The following is a 19,554-nucleotide window of genomic DNA, read 5'->3' as shown; positions in this document are numbered from 1 at the left end:
TCATCCCTACTTTCTCCGTTATTTATACTAAATATCTTTACGAACAATTGGCATACTCATGCAACGTGGACCCCCACGACCACGAGATAATTCCGAACTTAGAACCTCAATCACTTCTATACCGTGTTCCCGTAATAACGTATTAGATACATAGTTGCGATCATATGTAACAACTACACCTGGCGCGATTGCTAATGTGTTCGAGCCATCATTCCATTGTTCACGAGCAGAAGCAATTACATCTCCTCCTCCACATGGAATAAGAACTAATTCACTTAAGCCTAATACCTCTTTTAATGCTTCCATTAAAGAAGTACGATGTGTAATTTTAAGAGTTTCCTCATCTGATCCTTTTTCTAAAATATAAATATTCATATTCCCTTTTGGCCCTTGAATGGCTGGGTGAATTGTAAACTTGTCATAATCAACCATTGTAAATACTGTATCTAAATGCATAAATGCTCGACATTTTGGAATTTCTATTGCTAACACTTTCTTAATTTTATTTTGTCGGCTAAAGAGATTTTTAGCTAAACGTTCAATTGCTTTAGCTGAAGTACGAGCAGATACTCCAATCGCAATTGTTTCTTCATTTAAAATTAGCTCGTCGCCACCTTCAATTGGAAATTTATAATCACGATCTAACCAGATTGGTACATTATGTTTTGCAAATCTTGGATGATATTTAATGATGTACTCCATGAATAATGATTCACGTCTACGCGCTGGTTCTCTCATCTTATTTATCGTTAAGCCATCGCCCACGCTAGCTGCTGGATCACGAGTAAAATATAAATTAGGCATTGGATCTAAGTAAAACGGATAGTGATCTTCCATTAATTCATATAAATGTGTCTTCTTACTTGTTTCAATTTCGTTTTTCCGTACACCGCCCATAATTTTTTGAATTAATTCTTCATTTGAAAAGGAAAGTAAATATTCTTTTAAAGTTTGATGTGCAACATTTACGTCGGCCTGTCCTTCTTTTAAAATACGATCAACAAATTCTTCTCGAAGTTTTTTATCTACTAACGCCTCAGCGGCTAGTTTTTCTAAATAAAGAACTTCAACACCCCGATTGCGTAACGTTTGTGCAAAATAATCATGCTCTTTTTGAATAATTGGTAAGTATGGAATATCGTCAAATAATAATTGCTGCAAATAATCTGGCGTCAAGTTTTCCACTTCTTTACCCGGTCGTTTTAATAAAACCGTTTGTAATTCCCCAATTTCTGAAGTAACATGTATCGGATGTTTCATTTGTTGTACCTCCTTTTAAATATGTTTGATGTCTTACAAGTACATAATAAATGCTCTGCACTTTCATCTTTGTGAAAGTATCCACATTATCATTGTGAAATATTAAACAAGTTATTTTTTTAAAATCATACGAATATGTATTTTTATAACAAACTATCTCGCTTCCTCAATAAAAAATACATATATTACGCATATATGTTGAATATTTAACTTCCGTATTTAAACAAAAATCCTGTTTTTAATTTTATTAAAAACAGGATTTTTGCATCTAAATAATTAAATTTAATCTTTCTTCTATAATCTCCCTATCTGATTTCGACTGTGAAATTATAAGGCATGTATCATTTCCGCATATACATCCTATTTTTTCTTTCCAATCTAACTCATCAAATAAAACACCAATAACATGTGCATTACCAGGTAATGTTTTAATAACCATTAATTGATCTACACAATCAATTTTCACAACCACTTCTCGTAATTTTTTCTTTAACTTTATATCAGTTTGTACATGCTCTTCTGAGAAAACTTTATATATCATTAATCCTTCTTGAGAAGGTACCTTCGTTAAGTTTAACTCACGAATATCGCGAGAAACCGTAGCTTGTGTTACTAATACATCTTTTTTTGCTAACAATTCTACTAATCTTTCTTGCTTATCTATTTCATACTCCTTTACAAATTGTTTAATTAACCGTTGTCTTTTTTCTTTTTTCATAAAAGACACCCCTTTTAATATTATAGCTCGCTATAATTTTCATCCGAAAGGGACAGAAAAGAATGTTGCGGAAACGTTCATAGTTTAACTGTAAATATTAAATCAAGCTAAATAAAAAAGAGAAGAACAGCATTCTGTTCTTCCTTTTACATTGAAAATCGTTCAATTGTTTGTTTCAAATCAGTTGCTTGCTTCTCTAAATCCTTTAATAATTGATCGATTACTATCATATTTTTAGACTGTTGTAGCGTCACACGCGCCACTTCTTGCGAACCAGCTGACGTTTCTTCAGCAATTGCTGCTACAGCTTTTGTTTGTGCTCCTGTTTGATGAATGTGGCTCACTTGTTCATTCATATAACTACTAATTTGCTGAGTTGCATCGGCTACTTCCATAACACTTGATGACATTTCTTTTAAAATTAATTCCGTAGCTTCCCCACGTTTCGCCTCTTCTTTAGCTATTTTCACTTGTTCTGTCATTTTCATTGCAACTTGTTGTACTTCATCTTGCATATTCCGTAATAACTGCGATATGTTTCTTGCAGAATGATCACTTTCATCAGCAAGTTTACGTACTTCTTCCGCAACAACCGCAAAGCCTCTTCCATGCTCTCCTGCGCGAGCTGCCTCAATAGAAGCATTTAGTGCTAATAAATTCGTTTGGCTAGCAATCGCACTCACAACAGACACAATATGTTCTACTTGTTTCATTCGTTCTTCTAACTTCTGTACATTTTGCATTGAATCTTCATTTTCTTTTGCCAATGTTTGAATACCTTGAATTAAAGACGTAAAGACACGAGTACTATGCCCTAAAGCTTCAACCATTTCTGAAGACAATGTATCAGACTGCTTCGCTTTTTCTTCTACTTCACTTGCAATAGAAGTCGTTGTATCAACAGCAGAAACAATTGCTTGAATTGATGCCGCTGATTGCTCAGCGCCTGAAGAAATTTCTGCAAGTGTCTCAGATACACCTTGCGCTTGTCTCGTTGCTTCGCCTGTTTGTTTTCTAATCTGCTGTACTTGATTATTTGTATACGAAAATGTTGTATCAATATTTTTTACCATGCCCCTTAAGTTTCCTAACATCATATTAAATGCAACACTTAAAGATTTAATTTCATCATCTGTCTTCGGTAATGGAACATCTTCACGAATATCACCCTCAGCTGCTTTTCTTGCCGCTTCCTCTAACTTGCGAAGCGGTTTAATTAAAAATACGGCTGCTCCATATGCTAAAATTCCAGACCATACTACCCCTAATAACATAACGATAATATTATATACAGTTTGACTTACATAACTTTGAAAATAATCGTATATCACGTAAATAAAAAAGATACTTGTTGAATATGTAATGAAAGCTAAAACTGTAGTGAATAGCATAAGTTGTGTACGTAATCCAAAAGAAAATGTTTTCCTTTCTTTTTCCATCTTCCCTTTCCCCCTTTTTATAAGCAATATAAATACTACCTATATATTATTATCCATATTTTCATTATAGAAGGATATAGAGATTTTAAAAAAATTATTTCTTTGAATATCAAATTGCACGAAAAAAATAAAGGATTCTGACAATTTATGACTAATAACAGAAATAAGGGGCAACATTTGTAAAATATATTTTTAACTGGGGGTTTTGTATGATTCAAGTTCGAAATCTAGTAAAATCATTCGGTTCACTTGATGTGTTAAAAGGAATTGATTTAGAAGTAAAAGAAAAAGAAGTTGTTGTTTTAATTGGTGCCAGTGGTTCTGGTAAAAGTACATTACTTCGCTGTCTTAACTTTTTAGAAATGTACGATGAAGGCGAAATTCACTTACAAGGTGAGCGAATTGATCCAAAGCATTCAAATTTAAATAAAGTCCGTGAAAATGTCGGTATGGTTTTTCAGCACTTTAACCTCTTTCCTCATATGACCTCACTAGAAAACATCATAGAAGCACCTATTCACGTAAAAAAATTAGAGAAAGCAAATGCAAAGGATATTGGAACTCAACTTCTCCAAAAAGTCGGCCTTCAAGATAAAGCAGATGTAACTCCTCATCTTCTTTCAGGTGGTCAAAAACAGCGCATTGCCATTGCACGAGCTCTTGCAATGAGCCCTAAGATTATGCTATTTGATGAGCCTACCTCAGCTTTAGACCCTGAACTTGTTGGAGAAGTATTGCAAGTTATGAAAGAACTTGCTGAAGAAGGGATGACAATGGTTATTGTTACTCATGAAATGAATTTTGCAAGAGATGTAGCTGATCGCGTCATCTTTATGGATGATGGAAAGATTGTAGAAGATGCTCCGCCAGCACAATTCTTTTCAGCTCCATCACATGAACGGGCAAAACAATTTTTACGCAACGTTTTATAATGTAACTTTTGTTTCGAACGAAAAACAATACATTCATACGGTGCACAACTAATCATCCAAATAAAATATTTCAATAACATACTAAAAAACCATCCGTATGATCAATATATAGGAGGGGTTTTATGAAAAGAAAACTATTAACCATTGTTGCGAGCATTACACTATGTACATCTTTCATACTAGGAGCTTGTGGCAAAGAAAGCTCTACTACTTCAACAAATGGTGAAAAAGAATTTCGCTATGCGATGAGTGGATTATACAAACCTTTTAACTATAAAGAAAATGACGGCAAACTTGTCGGTTTTGATGTAGAAATCGGTGAAGCTCTTGCTAAAAAGATGAACATGAAGGCTACGCCAGTTACAAACCCATGGGAAACGCTGATTCAAGGTCTTCAAGCGAAGAAATATGATGTAATACTGGGTAGTATGGCAATTACAGAGGAGCGCTTAAAAGCTGTTAGTTTCTCAAATCCGTACTATCGCTCTGGCGCCCAAATTTTTGTAGCTAAAAAGAATAACGCTATCTCTTCTCCAGAAGATTTAAAAGGTAAGAAAATTGGTGTTGTAAAAGCTAGTACCTTTAAAAATCTTGTTGCAAAATATACAGATCAAATCACTGAATATGACAGCGATATTACTGCTCTTATGGATTTAGAGCCTGGGCGTGTTGACGCAGTAATTACGGATCAAATGGTTGGTCTACGTATGATAAAAGAAGGAAAATCAAATATAAAAGAAGCCGGAAAACCATTAAATCTTGATGAAATGGGAATTGCTATTCGCAAAGATGATAAAGAAATGGTTGAGAAAGTAAATAAAGCGTTAGATGAAATCATTAAAGATGGTACGTATGAAAAGATCAGTAAAAAATGGTTCGGGCGTAATATTCTCGGTGAAGAGGAAAAAACGAAGTAAGTTAGCCATTCAAAAGATTCATAAACAGTGCCCCACTGATTAAATGTTCATTTTATGTGGGGCATTTCATTCTCTACTAAAATCTATACAATATGAGGTGAAACGCATGTTTGAAATTTTTATCTCTACCTATCCCACACTCTTAAAAGCTACTATTGTCACATTACAATTAACATTAACCTCCCTAGTACTCGGTTCATTAATTGGATTATTATTTGCTTTCTTTCGGATCTCGAATAACAAAGTTTTAAATAGCATTGCTCATATCTATATTGCTATTATTCGTGGTACACCTTTAATCGTTCAAATCGCAATTCTCTATTTTGGCATTACATCTGTCATTGTTTTCTCCCCTTTTTGGGCAGGAGCAATCGCTTTAGCAATTCATAACGGTGCATATATTACGGAAATTTTCCGAGGATCCATTCAATCCGTCGACCGGGGACAATTGGAAGCCGCTCGCTCCTTAGGTATGCCTTACCCTTTAGCTATGCGCCGGATTATATTACCACAAGCATTTCGTCTGTCTCTTCCTCCTCTAGGAAACCAATTTATTATCGGATTAAAAGACTCTTCACTCGTCGCTTACGTAGGACTGTCCGAATTATGGGGATCAGGTTTATCAATTGCAGCAGGTAACTTCCAACAATTAGACACTTACATAATCGTTGGTGTATACTATCTCGTACTTGTTCTTCTATTTACTTATTTTGTTAATCTTTTAGAAAAACGACTACAACGAAAAGAAACTAACTCCGTCCAATTCCATAAAAAGAACAAAAAGGAAATTTCTTTATAAGAAAAAGCAAGCCTGAGATGGCTTGCTTTTTCATTGCAAAAATATATTAATTTTTACTGATTTACTTTTTTAATACTCTTTTCTTCCTCTATATGTTCCTCACGATATGAAATATTATGAGGATCTAGTCCATTTCCTAAAGAACCATAGAAATGCTCTCTATGCGGATCCACTAATTCACTTCCTTGATAATACACACGTGGTGTATTCCATAGCGCTGCCAAAGCTTTTGTCATCGGCATCTCATGATAGCGTTCCGGCCACATTTCTTTAATCTTCTCTTTTACTAACGGATAGTATTTAGAACTCATAGCAGGAAACAGATGATGTTCTGTATGATATGAGAAATTGAAATGTAAAACGTCTACCCAGCGCGGCACTGTTACTGACAAACAGTTTGCTAACGGATCATTTACTGGAACAATTGGATTTAAGCGGTGATTTGTTGCGATATATGCCATTACAATAAAGTTAGCAATTAACAACGGAATGACATATGCAAATAACCATTTTCCAGGTCCCATAATAAACAATAAACTAATCCAAACTGTCCAAGGCAAAAGAAGTTGAAGCCATACAGATTTTTGATTGGATGACTTGAACTCTTTTATAAAATGAAAGAACATTCGAGTCGAATGCAATGTAAATTGAATTGTTAGTGACAGAAAACTAAAGAATGAACGTACATGTAAAGGCATACGATATACCCAACTCAAAAACTTACTCTTCTTAAGTTTCTCAAGTGTCGGCCATGCATCCGGATCATTCTCTTCATGCTGTGTATGAACATGATGCGTTGCATTATGCCACTTTCTCCAAAGCTTTGGCCCTGTTGATAATGGCATAAATGCAATCGCGCCTAAGAAGTCACGAAGCCATGCCTTTCTTACAACAGTTCCATGTAAAATTTCATGCCCTAAAAATCCAAGTGAAGCAAAACATAATCCAAGAACAATCGCAATTCCTAGATTCGCCCACACATTCAATTCAAATACACCAATCGATATTAACCCCGCCAATGCCACAAGCAAATAAGCCAGTCCACCAAATAAACGAGTAGGCACTGGTTTAAATGCTTTTTTCGGCAAATGTGGTGATACACGTGCTGCATACCACCCAAACGTATGAAGCTCCTTCATCCTTTTGCTCCTTTCTTATGCCGCGCCTTGCGCAACTTACATATATCAATTCTTGCTTCCAGATTGATTTTACTAGATGATCCAAAAAGCATCTATTATAAGGAAAATATACTCACTCTATCGTCACTTATTTTTCGCTTTTATTATCAATGAAAAACATTTCTCTTTTTACTCTCTATCAACCTTTCCACATGATGAATCATAACAATAGAATTTCTATATTGTCAACACCTTTTATGACCTAGTAATAAAAGGTGGTTATATTTTTATAATCATACTTTATTTCACTAAAGAAAATGTATAGATTCCATAAGGATTTACCCACTATATATAGACATTTTCTTAAACGCCATAGACTCTATCTCATTCAATAACTCCCTATGTAATCAACAAACAGAATCACTTGAATTTAGTTTTATATAAATCCTACCACTTCATAATGCACCATCTAATTAATTATATTAAAATAATTTATAACCTCTTTTAATAAAAATAGACTACTTCTAAAACAACACACATGAATTTCATATATTATGGAAATATTAAAAGGAAAATTGTTCTAAAATCAGGAGGTTTCCGCAATGACAAGTGATACATTTCCACAACTGCCGCTATCTTATTGGATTGAATCTACTCAGTTTCCTACTTTCCCTCGTTTATCCGAAAATATAAAGACAAAAGTTGCTATTATCGGTGCTGGTATTACAGGTATTACTACTGCCTATTTACTTGCAAAAGAAGGCATCGATGTTGTTTTAATTGATTCTGGTCGTATTTTAAACGGAACGACTGGGCATACAACAGCGAAAGTAACAGCACAACATGATCTTATTTATGATGAATTAATAAACCATTTCGGTGTAGAAAAGGCCGGGCTTTACTATGAATCAAATAATCAGGCTCTACAATTCATAAATGAAACTGTTCAAACATATAAAATCGACTGTAATTTCTCAAATGAAGATTCATATTTATATACAACTACCGATAACGGATTAAGAAATTTATCGAAAGAATATGAAGCTTATCAAAAATTAAATATACCTTGTGACTATGTTCAATCTCTATCGATTCCTATTCCAGTACAATCTGCGCTTATAATGAAAAATCAAGCACAATTCCATCCCCTTCTTTATTTAAAAACACTTTTAGAAAAGTTTGTGGAGATGGGCGGAAAGCTCTACGAACAAACAACAGCTATGGATGTGGAAAAGGGAGATCATCCACAAATAATTACAAAAGAGGGCCATCATATCACTTGTGAATATGTCGTCTCTTGTTCACATTTTCCTTTTTATGATGCAAATAGCTTTTTCTTTACGCGAATGTACGCAGAACGCTCCTACGCTCTTGCAATAAAAGCAAAAACGGATTATCCAGGTGGCATGTATTTAAGTATTGATGATCCAAAGCGCTCCTTACGCTATATAACAAACAATGGAGAAAAATTAATTTTGATTGGCGGAGAGAGTCATAAAACAGGACAAGGAATAAATACGATGCTTCATTATGAAGCACTTTATTCTTTTGCTGAAGCAACTTTTGGAATAGACGAAGTTCCTTATAGATGGTCAGCACAAGATTTAATCACTCTAGATAAGCTTCCTTATATCGGACATATTAACGAAAGAAATCCAAATATATTTGTTGCAACTGGATATCGCAAATGGGGCATGACAACTGGAACTGCTGCCGCTCACCTACTGAAGGACTCCATCCTAAAAGTCCACAGTCCCTATAAAGAACTGTATGCACCATCACGCTTCCATGCAAATCCAGATATAAAAACGTTCCTCTCCCAGAACATTGATGTTGCGAAACATTTAATTGAAGGAAAGATTGAAACCGCATTACGTAAGCCAGAAGATCTCGAAGTTGGTGAAGGATCTGTCGTACATGTTAACGGTAAACGAGCAGGTGCTTATAAGGACAAAGAAGGAAAATTACATATCGTCGATACAACTTGTACACATCTCGGCTGTGAAGTTGAATGGAATAATGGTGATTGTACTTGGGATTGTCCTTGCCATGGTTCTCGTTTTTCAATTGAGGGAGACGTTCTTGAAGGCCCAGCAGATCAACCGTTAAAACGCGTTGATAATGAGTAAACAAATAAAGAAGTTCAACAGAATTACGGTTGAACTTCTTTATTTGTTATAAAACCTGTTCAGATAAATTTCGACACAGGAAGGAAAATATTAACATTAAATAAAATAATATATTCATCTACAAATTAAAAGGGGTGAATATTATGCAACCTTCAGCTCCACCTCATCTAGAATCTACAGAAACTATCTTTTCAAGCTCTATTACAAAACTTGTTGTTTTTATTTGTTGGCTAGCCATTTTAGCTGATGGATATGATTTAGGTATTTACGGTGCCGTTCTACCAAAGCTCCTAGAAGACAAAAGCTGGGCGCTATCACCAGCGCACGCTGGTACAATTGCAAGCTATGCTTTATTTGGGATGTTTATTGGGGCTATTCTAGTTGGAACGATTACAGATCTAATTGGGCGTAAATGGACGCTTATATGCTGTTTAGCACTTTTTTCTATCACAATGGGTTTAGCGGCTATCGCTTCTTCTCCTAAGTTATTTGGATTATCTCGATTTATAGGAGGAATCGGATTAGGCGGTGTTATCCCAACGGCTTCAGCACTTACTGTTGAATATTCACCAAAAAAAAGGCAATCTTTTATTTATGCTCTTATGTTTACTGGCTATCCTTTAGGTATCGTATTAGGTGCTATTTTGTCTATGTTTATGTTAGAAGATTTCGGATGGAGAATTATGTTTGGTATCGGAATGATTCCACTACTCCTCATTCCTTTCATTATTCGCTATTTACCTGAGTCCATTCAATTTTTATTATCACGTAATCGCCAAGAAGAAGTGAACCAAATTCTTAATCGTTTTCAAATTGAATTTCATGTAAAAAATAAAACTCATCAAGCTCCATCTACTATACGAAAGAAAAATGGATTTTTTACTTTATTCTCAAAAGAATACATAAAAGCAACACTACTTTTTTGGATCACTTATATAATGGGAATGTTTTTAATATACGGTTTAAATACTTGGTTACCACAGATGATGCGCCAGGCGGGATATCCTCTTGGATCTAGTCTGTCTTTTCTACTTATGCTAAATATTACCGCAGCTGTTGGTGCGTTATTCGCTGGAGCAATTGCTGATCGTATAGGCGCAAAAATTGTTATTAGCATCTCTTATCTTATGGCAGCCATATGTATCGGACTATTAACAATTAAGCCATCTGTTACAATCATTTATCTTTTAATTGGCCTTGCTGGTATTGGATCGGTCGGTATTACTCAAATATTAAATGCATATGTAACACAATACTTCCCATCACATATCCGAGCTACCTCCTTAGGCTGGGGACTGGGACTTGGCCGAGTTGGTGCAATTGCTGGCCCTATTCTCATCGGTATTATAATGACAATGCAATATGACTTAGCATGGAATTTTTACTTATTCTCCTTTGCAGGTCTTATCGCAGCTATATCTGTTTTCTTCATTCCTACAAAATAAAAAGAGCACAAACTTACTTGTGCTCTTTTTCATATGCTTCAAACAGCATGTCTCGAAATAGTGTATTTAAAATTTCAATATCGATCCCTGATCCCTTTTCAATTCCTTTTACATATTGCCCATAGTAATGAATTTGTTCTTCTAAAAATTGATTTAGCACCTTAATTTTCAATCCAACATCTAATTCAGTACCTGCTTTTTTCTTTATTAACAACTTTTCAATCTCATCTAATACACTACGTTCTAATGGTAATTCTGTAATCAATCGATCAAATTCTACAGGTGGTAAAGTTGCTTTCTCTTCTAGCCACTTACAAGCTAAAATAGGACGTAATACATAAAAGTACTTTTTCAGCTTTACATTCTCACCTTGCAAAAATTCACGATAATTTTTCGACGCCATATGTAAATAATGATATATCGTTGCTTTTGGATCAAAATTCTTCTCACTCATCTGTTGAAGTAGTTCTGGAAAATTAGAGTTTTTCGAATAAAAAATTGGTGATCGAATCCACTCAAGTAAAGCTGGGTTCGACTTCGCGAATAGTTGCAACGCCTTTTTAATATCCCAACCACTTATATCTAAATCATCACTAATTGGATATTCAATTACATCACGTTTGTCATGAATTGATAAATACCATTCTACCGGATGTATATAAACAAACCTAACATCATAATCGCTATCTTTCGATGGAAACCCCCAAGCACGACTCCCTGATTCCACCGCAAATAAAATTTTCACATCATTCTCTTTTTCAATTCTTTCTAACTCCAACTCGATTTTCTCTCTCATTTCATAACATCTCCATTTTTTGATTATTTCCTTGGAAATTCGACAATACACTATTAATTTTACTACATACTAAAAAAACTGTCAGAAATTACTGACAGCCTAATAAAACTTCTATTGTTGCTTTTCAATTACAGTAGCAGCAATTCGTTCAAACTCTTTTTGAATCTCCTCTTTATATGCATCTACTATTGAAAAATCCATAGCAGCAATATAAATTCGTTCTAATTTATCACGAACCGATTTTGCTTTCGCTAAGAAAGACATTGCCTCATTCATTTTTGCTTTATACTGAATGGAAACATCACGAATTTCCTTCGCATATTTCTCATCAGTCCCTGGCGTAACAATAAGGGCATACATATCAATAATTTCATCACCCTCACGACTTGGAAAATATTCATGCGGTGCGGTGCTATCAAAAATTGCAAAGCCTAATTCTCTTACGATAACCATATCAAGACTATTCGGGTCAAATCCGCAATGATATACTTCAACTTCAAATCCTTTTTCTTCAGCTGCCTCAGCTAACTTTTTGAGCATCGTTGATTTTCCAGAGCCTGGGCGGCCTTTTATAAAATAACGATGTGGTAACCCTTCTGTTAAATTAGGAACAAAGTCAACTGCTCCTTTCGGTGTTGCAGCTCCTAAAAAACGATGTTTGACAAGCGATTGTCTCCCGCTTTTATCTGCAAATAATTTCTGGATTAGCTGATCGGTTAGTTCATTTGCTTTATTAAAATCTATATTATCAATATATATCTTCTCCCACTCATCATGTATAACCAATGCCTCTTTAAAACGTGCGTAAGCAGACTGAAAAGCTTTGCTTGCTTCTGAAACAAATCTTTCAATTTCTAACTTCTGCTTTCTTAGTTTATCTGAGTCCCAAGCAATTCCTAAATTTATATACTCTTCAACAACTCCTGGCATTTTTGGCTCAATAACATGCGGTGATGTCCCATCAACAATTCCTACTTTTAATTGTGGGATAATTACACCATCAACCGATTTATTGTCAGAAGAACAATGTAAAAATTCAATATCATATCCTTTTCCAACCCATTCACGACCTATTGCCTTTATTAAAGAAGATTTTCCCGTTCCTGGACCACCCTTTAAGATAAATAATCTGTCTAATCCTTTTAAATTCTCTTCGTATAAATTGTGAAATCCCCTAGCTGTATTACCACCAGCATAATAATTCAATACATTTCCTGTCACTGCACTCACTCCTTCGCAGCATTCTATTTACATAAGCTACAATATGCGAGCGGCTTTATTTGGGTGAATACCTATTTTGTATTGCACACAAAAAGGAAATGAATTACAATTTAACTATCAGAAAATTAAGATTTTGAAACTGAATACTTCTTTATCAAGAGAGGCAGAGGGACCGGCCCTTTGAAGCCCAGCAACCTCAGTTTATACGAACTGAATAGGTGCTAATTCCTGCAAAATGCATTGCATTTTGGAAGATAAAACTCAACTAGCATGTAAAGCTCATCTTTCTTGATACTGAAGGATGAGCTTTTTATTATTTGAAAAACATATATTGGAGGTATGTAAAATGAAAGTAATTGATTTATCACAAACATTTGAAAATAATATGTCTCAATTTCCTGGAACACCTAAAATACAACTAGAAGCTGTTACAAGTGTTGAAGAATCAGGCTATCAAGTTACAGATTTTCATTCTGTCGTTCATGTTGGCACGCATTGTGATGCTCCTGCGCATTTTATTTCAGGCGCAACGACCATCGATCAATTACCGCTGGATCAATTTGTAGGTGAAGCTGTTCTTATTGATGTAACTCATGTACAAGAACGAAAATTACCTAAAGAAGTACTGCACGATGCTGATATAAAAGAAGGAGATATTGTTATTTTCCATTCCAATCTATCTACTAAATGGAACACGGAGGCGTATGAGAAAGAAGCTTTTTATCTTTCTGAAGAATTAGCCGAGGAACTAGTACAATTAAAAGTAAAATCTGTCGGTTTAGATTTTATTTCTCCTGATGAGGTAACGACAGAAACATCACCAATTCATCACATACTACTTGGGAATAATATTTATTTAATCGAAAACTTAACAAACTTAGATGCCATTCACACGAAACGTTTCTTCTTCTCAGCAGCACCTTTAAAAATTAAAGATAGCGACGGTGCTTTTGCAAGAGCATTTGCTGTAATTTTTTAAACAAACTATACAAAAAAGCAAAGATCATCATTGACCTTTGCTTCTATTTTTTTTATTTAAATTAAGAAAGAATTGCTCAACATGAGGACGTAACCAAGCTAAATAATCCTTCTCTTTCTTCTTTGTACAAGCTATTTCTTCCCCATCTACCATTTCAACAAGTTCTAGTTCTAACAGTTGCTTCGTGAATGCTAACATATTCACTTCTTCGGATGGATACTCTTCTTTTAATTTCTCCTCAATTTCCCCCAATAAAAAACCGTCACGCATCATTGCCAATGCATCAATCCAAAGTGGCGGCATTTCATATTTTTCTCCTGTAATTGTGTCTTTTACAGTATAATTCTTTTGCTCTTTTCGAAATTGAATCGTGTGTAAACATACAGTCGAATTTAATGTTAATTCCATCATACCACCTCTTTCATAATATCTGCATAGAAAAAAGGATGCGCGTGCACCCCTTCTTATCTTTTCATAACACTACTGAACCGTTACATGAGCAATCAATCTCATGTCGATATTTTCCTCCATTATAAACGAAGTATTTTATAAAAAAAACCCTTCTTGAAACATTTTATAAAATGTTTATATTTACACAACAAGAACACTTTTCTGAAAAATCTTTTCTCAAATACATTAAACGGTCGGCAGAAAAATTTCTACTTTCGTTCCTACTCCTAGACTACTTTGGATCGTGATACTCCCTTGATGTTCCTTAATAATTTTATATGTAATCATTAATCCAAGTCCTGTACCATTCTCCTTTGTTGTGTAAAACGCCTTACCGATTTTTTCTAACTTCTCATTCTCTATACCACATCCTTGGTCTTCAACAGAAATACACAAATGTCCTTGCGTTTTTTGATATGCACAGATATGAATTTCTCCACCCTCTGGCATTGATTCTATTCCATTTTTAATGATATTTAATAACACTTGTTTTAATTGCTTATCATCACCGTTTATAGCCGGTAAATTTCCATCTACTTGTAAATTACATTTAACTCTATATTGCGTTGCATAACTTTCCATTAGATGCACAACATATAGAAGGGTGTCTCGTATATTACACCTTTCATAATTTGTTGGCTTTGGTTTCCCTAACAACATCAATTCACTAACAAATCCATTAACCCTTTCAATTTCTTGTAGCATAATGTCGTAGCTCATCGTATCAGTTGGATTTCTTTCTTTTTGCATTTGCGTAAACCCTTTTAACGCTGTTAGTGGATTTCGAATTTCATGGGCAATTGTTGTAGACATAGTCCCAATCACAGCTAAATTTTCCGTCTCTTTCATATTGTTCATCATTTCAACCACTGTTCTTACATAAGATTGAAATCGTTTTAATAAAGAATGTGAAATAATGAAATAAAATACACATAAAACAAGTGGAATTATCACTTTTAAATCTTGTAATAGCAATGTGAAAAATACGTACTTTCCAATTACACTAAAGGAAACTAAATAAAAGTATTTTCTATTCACGAAAACTGGGGCAAATAAAATTAACAACATTTCTACCATACTACCATGTTCAAAAGGTCTATCCGTTCGCAAATAAATCATTAAATTATTAACAAGATTGATAAACATGTATCCAAATAAAAATAAATATTTTACAGAATATACATACCCTCTTTTTTGAAGATATATAGAAATAGGAAATAATGCTATTACAAATATAGGCACACCTATCCCAAGACTACCTTCTGGCCACCCTACCGCTGTTCCACTAATATTCATAGCAGGATATACAAAATAATATATAGCGTCATATAAAAAGAATATAATATAAAATAATAATATAAATACCTTTAAGGCTCTTCTTTCTTCATAAATCAAGCTCTTGTATTTGTTCATATAAAAACTCCCCTTGATCGATACAAAAAACTTTCATTGTTATCTCCTTAAAGTATAAGTATGAAATTGCTTTCAGGGCAATATTTAACCTTATAATACTAAAAGGAAGGAGATCTCTCCTTCCTTTTAGTAACAACTTATATCCACCTTACCCTATCATGTAACAATCCATCAGTAAAATTATTATGCCCTATTACAAAATCCTTCATATATAAATTTAAATACTCACCGTACTTACTTTCTGTATTTAATAACAACTCCTCGACGTAATAAGCACCTTGTTCAAATTGATCTAAAAGTAAACTAGACAAGCCCGCATAAATTCCGCACCCTACCTGAAAATACGTTGCATTCGTTTTATATTTACGAAAAACTTGGCTACTATTCATTACATTATACATATATGTCTCACTATTTTCATAAACGAGTAACACACCGACCAAGTCCTCTCCAGCAACCTCTTCTTCCGCTGGATTAAACACTTTACGATTCCAGTTCCATAAATCTTCTACTTGATCTAAGTTCTGTCTAATTATATTTGTTGTATACTCATTAATTCGGTAAAGAAAACCAACTTCCATATTGAAGTTTTTCCCTAAAATTAATACTTCCTCATGTGGCATTAAACAACCATAGAATTCTTTTTCTCCTAACTTCACTTTATACTCTGAAGCATATACATCTTCATAAAAGTAAAGAGGCCGATGATGACTCATATACATCGGATAACTCCAGATTGCTTCATCTAAAAATCGCTCTACTGCCCATGAAGCATAAAGTGTATGTGGCTTTATAAGTGCTGTATCATGCAAAAACGACGTGTCATGTTCTACAATATAACATGCTCTTGGCCTTTCATTTGGTCGTTCCTTCATAAGCTCAACAACCATCCATTGAACAACACCTGGATTCATACCTGAACCTATAATCGCTTTTGTATTTGTAAATTTCTCTTTCTCCTTCTCAAACCTTGTATATCTTTCCGTAAGCTGAAAGCCGATTAAGCTGTCGTCCTGATCTACTGCTTCATTTTCCAAGGCTGAATTAATATAACAAATTCCTAATTCATTACAGCAGCTTAATACTCTAACTGTATCTGCCCCTGAAACATCAATCACAACACTCGTACTTTTTTCTTTTAAATGTTGTTTAAATTCCACTACATTTTGAAGGTTTATCTCATATAAATATAATTGATCTTTCAAATTCGAAAACAACTCATCGTAATAATTCCTATCTTTTTGTTTTATATCCACCAAATGAAATTTAGCATTCTTTAATACTTCATAAATTGGATCTTTTTCATTTGCTATCGCTTGATTTAAAATTGCTAAAACTGCTTTTGCTGCTCCACCAGCACTACCAAGCAATGTAATTGATAACGAATTCGGAAACTGCTCCACAAACAAAACCCCTTTAATAAATTAGTTGAGCAGCTCCTCCTCAAAAAATAAATTGAATACATAAAAAGATAGCTCGTACACAATTTTTATAAGTTAGTGCAAAGTTACCTTTTAAAAAATCACACTATACTATGTTTATATTCAATTCATTTTCCCCTCATATCCAAATTAAACTAAAACAAATAGGCTCGACCTTTTCTTCTCCGGATAAAAGAAAAAGCCAGCCCTTTCAACTAATCTACGGACAATGGACGGATTTTACATGTTGAATATTCACATACATTTTTGCATCACGTGCTTTTGATATTTCAATATGACCTTCATCAATTTTCGCCATTTTTCCAATTTTATTGGACTCCTCACCTAAATCGAACACCATAATTTTCCCAGCCATTTTAATAAGCTGTTCTTCAAACGTTCTAGCTAACGTAATATTTAACGGATTTACGGGGAGTTCATTTTTATTGAGGGCATACGGTACTTGGTTTTCTTTATACGGAATTAACCATTTTAAATGCTTTAAAGATATATATACCGTTTTATAAACCGGACTATAAAAAACAATATAGTCGTTCATCACACTTGTAACATAACCATGTATTGGAGCATTTCCTGCTACATAAACTTCTGTAAAAATCCCTTTAGAAGTACTTAATACTTTTCTCAAAGAAATTGAAGGGGATTCCCTCTTAATTACAGAATCAACATCTGGTTTTAGTATGTCTTCGTCATGTGCTCTTAAAAATTTATAGTATTGTACATGATATAAAGATATATATACATAGTCTTGTCCATTGTAAAGAACAATAATGTCATTTCCTACGTCTATTAATATACCTTTAAACCTTTTTTCACCGATTAATTTAACATATATATTTTCCCCAATACTTTTGTTTAACTCATTCATCTATATCCTCCTTCCTATGAATTTCAGCTTTACTATCTTCCATTTCAAAAAAATAATCAGGGCAATGTTCTGTCTTAATAGTAAGTAATTCCTTTTCATACTATCGAAATAAGAAATTGTTCTTCTCTTTCCCTCATAATGCCCCTCTTATTTATTAAACATTATTCATCTTCATTCTTTTTACATTTCACTACTTGACTCACACTCTTAATATGATAATTAATGATATAAATAACTTCATCACCGTTTACTAGCGTAATACATTCTTCATGCACTTCACTTAATAAGCCTTCTACACACTCTGGGCCGCCACGATTAATCTTTACCCACTTATACTTCAAGTCACGTAATACATCGACAAAAGTATCATCATCAGAGCAGAAACATGAAACATAGCCATCGCCACATTTACTTTCTTTCACTTTCTTAACTAGACTTTTCACATGTTTCAATTGGTAATATACTAATTCACCAAGAGGAAGTTGTAATGTAAGGTAATCTCTTCCTAACGATACAAGTACCCCCACTCGACTCTCTGGTCCACGAAGATTTACTTTTACAGTCTCACCGACTAAGCCTTTAATTTGTTCACAGCATAATATACTTTCCAAATTTATATCCTCCTTTCTTATTATCTTCCTCTTCTTGACTGTCTTTGTGCGCGAGCTCGACCTGAATTATTACTTTCACTTTCGCTTTCACTTTCGCTTTCTTCGCTCTCTCTACAAGGTACTGTTACACTCTTAATATGAGATACTGCAACTAATATAACTTCTTCTTTTACAATTAGTGTCACAAATTCACAAGAAACATCTTGTAAAATACCTTCAACTTTCTCTGGGCCACCACGATTAATTTTCACCCAGCAATATTTGAAGCTTTGAAGTAACTTTTCAAAGTCATCTTCACATTCACATTCCAACCATCTGCAATCATCTGCTTTACAATCTTTCGCATTTTTTGTAATACTTTTCAGATGACGAATCTGATAGTAATAGAGCTCTCCTTTTTCATTCTTTAATACAAAGTAATCCGAACATACAGCGACTATTGTCCCTTTTTGAGATTCTGGACCACCCCTGTTTACTCTCACAAAAGATCCAATTAAGTCTTTCAGAAAATCACAATGAAATAAACTCACGAGAAAACCCCTTCCATTAATTTATAAGCTTTTGCACTGATAGTATATGTATCTGTACAGGTTACGTTCTCTATGTTTGTCCTAGCTAGAAAAAAATATGCTTTTAACATGGTAGACTACTACCTATCAAAATTTGAAGAAAGGCTAAGAACTCCTTATGTTTTTGATATCTTCAAACAAAAAATCCCTTATGAATATACATTTCTGCATATCTTCATAAGGGATTTTCCATAGTTTAATCTTCGTCTTTAACATCCATATCTTCTGGAATTGGTTCGTTCAATATTTCTTCCACTAATTGCTTATATTTCTCCATTTGTTCTAAATGTGTATTAAATTGTTCTTTATTTACTAAATATTGCTCTCCATCGAATAGCGCACGAATTTTCTTTTGCTGAATTAACTCTTCAATATACGATTTTGGTAAATTCAAATACTCCGCAGTCTCTTCTACTGTTATATACAATGCGTTCATTCCTTTATTATT

18 protein-coding genes, 2 pseudogenes and 1 riboswitch are annotated in these 19,554 nt (G+C 34.0%); of the genes and pseudogenes, 6 read left to right on the top strand and 14 right to left on the bottom strand.

Annotation, left to right across the window (positions count from 1 at the left end; genetic code table 11):
• Window positions 1-27: 27 nt before the first annotated feature.
• The 4 genes and pseudogenes from arcA to BHV55_RS27790 all read right to left on the bottom strand — a co-directional run.
• On the bottom strand, window positions 28-1,260 hold the full coding sequence (gene arcA, locus BHV55_RS02165) for an arginine deiminase (RefSeq protein WP_000682331.1): 1,233 nt from the start codon (window positions 1,258-1,260) through the stop codon (window positions 28-30).
• A gap of 268 nt (window positions 1,261-1,528) precedes the next feature.
• Window positions 1,529-1,978 (bottom strand): arginine repressor, encoded by a 450-nt coding sequence (gene argR, locus BHV55_RS02160; protein WP_000711827.1) that lies wholly within the window; start codon window positions 1,976-1,978, stop codon window positions 1,529-1,531.
• Window positions 1,979-2,124: 146 nt separating this feature from the next.
• Window positions 2,125-2,697, bottom strand: a pseudogene (locus BHV55_RS27795) (methyl-accepting chemotaxis protein); the annotation flags it as partial.
• 369 nt (window positions 2,698-3,066) lie between these two features.
• Window positions 3,067-3,252: pseudogene (locus BHV55_RS27790) on the bottom strand (HAMP domain-containing protein); the annotation flags it as partial.
• Between the two features lie 374 nt (window positions 3,253-3,626).
• On the opposite strand from BHV55_RS27790, the gene BHV55_RS02150 reads away from it, so the two are divergent.
• From BHV55_RS02150 to BHV55_RS02140, 3 genes are all read left to right on the top strand, one after another.
• Window positions 3,627-4,349, top strand: a complete 723-nt coding sequence (locus BHV55_RS02150) for an amino acid ABC transporter ATP-binding protein (RefSeq protein WP_000616925.1) — start codon at window positions 3,627-3,629, stop codon at window positions 4,347-4,349.
• Between the two features lie 122 nt (window positions 4,350-4,471).
• Entirely contained in the window at window positions 4,472-5,266 is a 795-nt protein-coding gene (locus tag BHV55_RS02145) for an ABC transporter substrate-binding protein (RefSeq protein WP_070758043.1), read from the top strand.
• A 43-nt stretch (window positions 5,267-5,309) separates the two neighbouring features.
• Window positions 5,310-6,065: an amino acid ABC transporter permease gene (locus BHV55_RS02140; RefSeq protein ID WP_139147430.1), complete on the top strand. Its 756-nt coding sequence runs from the start codon at window positions 5,310-5,312 to the stop codon at window positions 6,063-6,065.
• Between the two features lie 53 nt (window positions 6,066-6,118).
• Here the strand turns inward: BHV55_RS02140 and desB are convergent, their stop codons facing one another.
• Window positions 6,119-7,204, bottom strand: coding sequence for a Delta(10) desaturase DesB (gene desB, locus BHV55_RS02135; protein ID WP_000661226.1), 1,086 nt, complete (start codon window positions 7,202-7,204; stop codon window positions 6,119-6,121).
• 581 nt (window positions 7,205-7,785) lie between these two features.
• Here desB and BHV55_RS02130 point away from each other — a divergent pair.
• On the top strand, window positions 7,786-9,312 hold the full coding sequence (locus BHV55_RS02130; protein ID WP_000199977.1) for an FAD-dependent oxidoreductase: 1,527 nt from the start codon (window positions 7,786-7,788) through the stop codon (window positions 9,310-9,312).
• A 143-nt stretch (window positions 9,313-9,455) separates the two neighbouring features.
• Window positions 9,456-10,757 carry an MFS transporter gene (locus BHV55_RS02125; RefSeq protein WP_047385547.1) on the top strand — a complete coding sequence of 434 codons (1,302 nt, stop codon included), beginning with the start codon at window positions 9,456-9,458 and terminating at the stop codon, window positions 10,755-10,757.
• 13 nt (window positions 10,758-10,770) lie between these two features.
• Here the strand turns inward: BHV55_RS02125 and BHV55_RS02120 are convergent, their stop codons facing one another.
• Window positions 10,771-11,553 carry a nucleotidyltransferase domain-containing protein gene (locus tag BHV55_RS02120; RefSeq protein WP_001208232.1) on the bottom strand — a complete coding sequence of 261 codons (783 nt, stop codon included), beginning with the start codon at window positions 11,551-11,553 and terminating at the stop codon, window positions 10,771-10,773.
• 111 nt (window positions 11,554-11,664) lie between these two features.
• Window positions 11,665-12,774: a PRK06851 family protein gene (locus BHV55_RS02115; RefSeq protein WP_000147484.1), complete on the bottom strand. Its 1,110-nt coding sequence runs from the start codon at window positions 12,772-12,774 to the stop codon at window positions 11,665-11,667.
• A 148-nt stretch (window positions 12,775-12,922) separates the two neighbouring features.
• Window positions 12,923-13,035, top strand: a riboswitch (SAM riboswitch).
• Window positions 13,036-13,120: 85 nt separating this feature from the next.
• Here BHV55_RS02115 and BHV55_RS02110 point away from each other — a divergent pair.
• On the top strand, window positions 13,121-13,753 hold the full coding sequence (locus BHV55_RS02110) for a cyclase family protein (protein ID WP_000862983.1): 633 nt from the start codon (window positions 13,121-13,123) through the stop codon (window positions 13,751-13,753).
• A 27-nt stretch (window positions 13,754-13,780) separates the two neighbouring features.
• On the opposite strand, the gene BHV55_RS02105 is transcribed toward BHV55_RS02110, so the two are convergent.
• The 7 genes from BHV55_RS02105 to BHV55_RS02075 all read right to left on the bottom strand — a co-directional run bounded on the left by BHV55_RS02105 (window position 13,781) and on the right by BHV55_RS02075 (window position 19,542).
• A complete protein-coding gene (locus BHV55_RS02105) occupies window positions 13,781-14,161 on the bottom strand; it encodes a hypothetical protein (RefSeq protein WP_000424119.1) in 381 nt (126 codons plus the stop codon).
• A gap of 228 nt (window positions 14,162-14,389) precedes the next feature.
• Window positions 14,390-15,616, bottom strand: a complete 1,227-nt coding sequence (locus BHV55_RS02100; protein ID WP_001046105.1) for an ATP-binding protein — start codon at window positions 15,614-15,616, stop codon at window positions 14,390-14,392.
• A gap of 137 nt (window positions 15,617-15,753) precedes the next feature.
• Window positions 15,754-17,019 carry a hypothetical protein gene (locus BHV55_RS02095; RefSeq protein ID WP_000434717.1) on the bottom strand — a complete coding sequence of 422 codons (1,266 nt, stop codon included), beginning with the start codon at window positions 17,017-17,019 and terminating at the stop codon, window positions 15,754-15,756.
• A gap of 238 nt (window positions 17,020-17,257) precedes the next feature.
• Complete coding sequence (locus tag BHV55_RS02090; protein WP_001004265.1) at window positions 17,258-17,926, bottom strand: LSm family protein; 669 nt, start codon at window positions 17,924-17,926, stop codon at window positions 17,258-17,260.
• Window positions 17,927-18,087: 161 nt separating this feature from the next.
• Window positions 18,088-18,537 (bottom strand): hypothetical protein, encoded by a 450-nt coding sequence (locus BHV55_RS02085; RefSeq protein ID WP_000443836.1) that lies wholly within the window; start codon window positions 18,535-18,537, stop codon window positions 18,088-18,090.
• A 20-nt stretch (window positions 18,538-18,557) separates the two neighbouring features.
• Entirely contained in the window at window positions 18,558-19,067 is a 510-nt protein-coding gene (locus BHV55_RS02080) for a hypothetical protein (protein ID WP_000051534.1), read from the bottom strand.
• Between the two features lie 235 nt (window positions 19,068-19,302).
• Window positions 19,303-19,542: a helix-turn-helix domain-containing protein gene (locus tag BHV55_RS02075; protein WP_001998970.1), complete on the bottom strand. Its 240-nt coding sequence runs from the start codon at window positions 19,540-19,542 to the stop codon at window positions 19,303-19,305.
• Between the last annotated feature and the right edge of the window lie 12 nt (window positions 19,543-19,554).

Origin of the sequence: Bacillus sp. RZ2MS9, assembly GCF_001816185.2 — a bacterium.
GTDB lineage: Bacteria > Bacillota > Bacilli > Bacillales > Bacillaceae_G > Bacillus_A > Bacillus_A cereus.
Note: the sequence above shows the minus strand (reverse complement) of the source record. Positions and strands in the feature narration are given on the sequence as shown.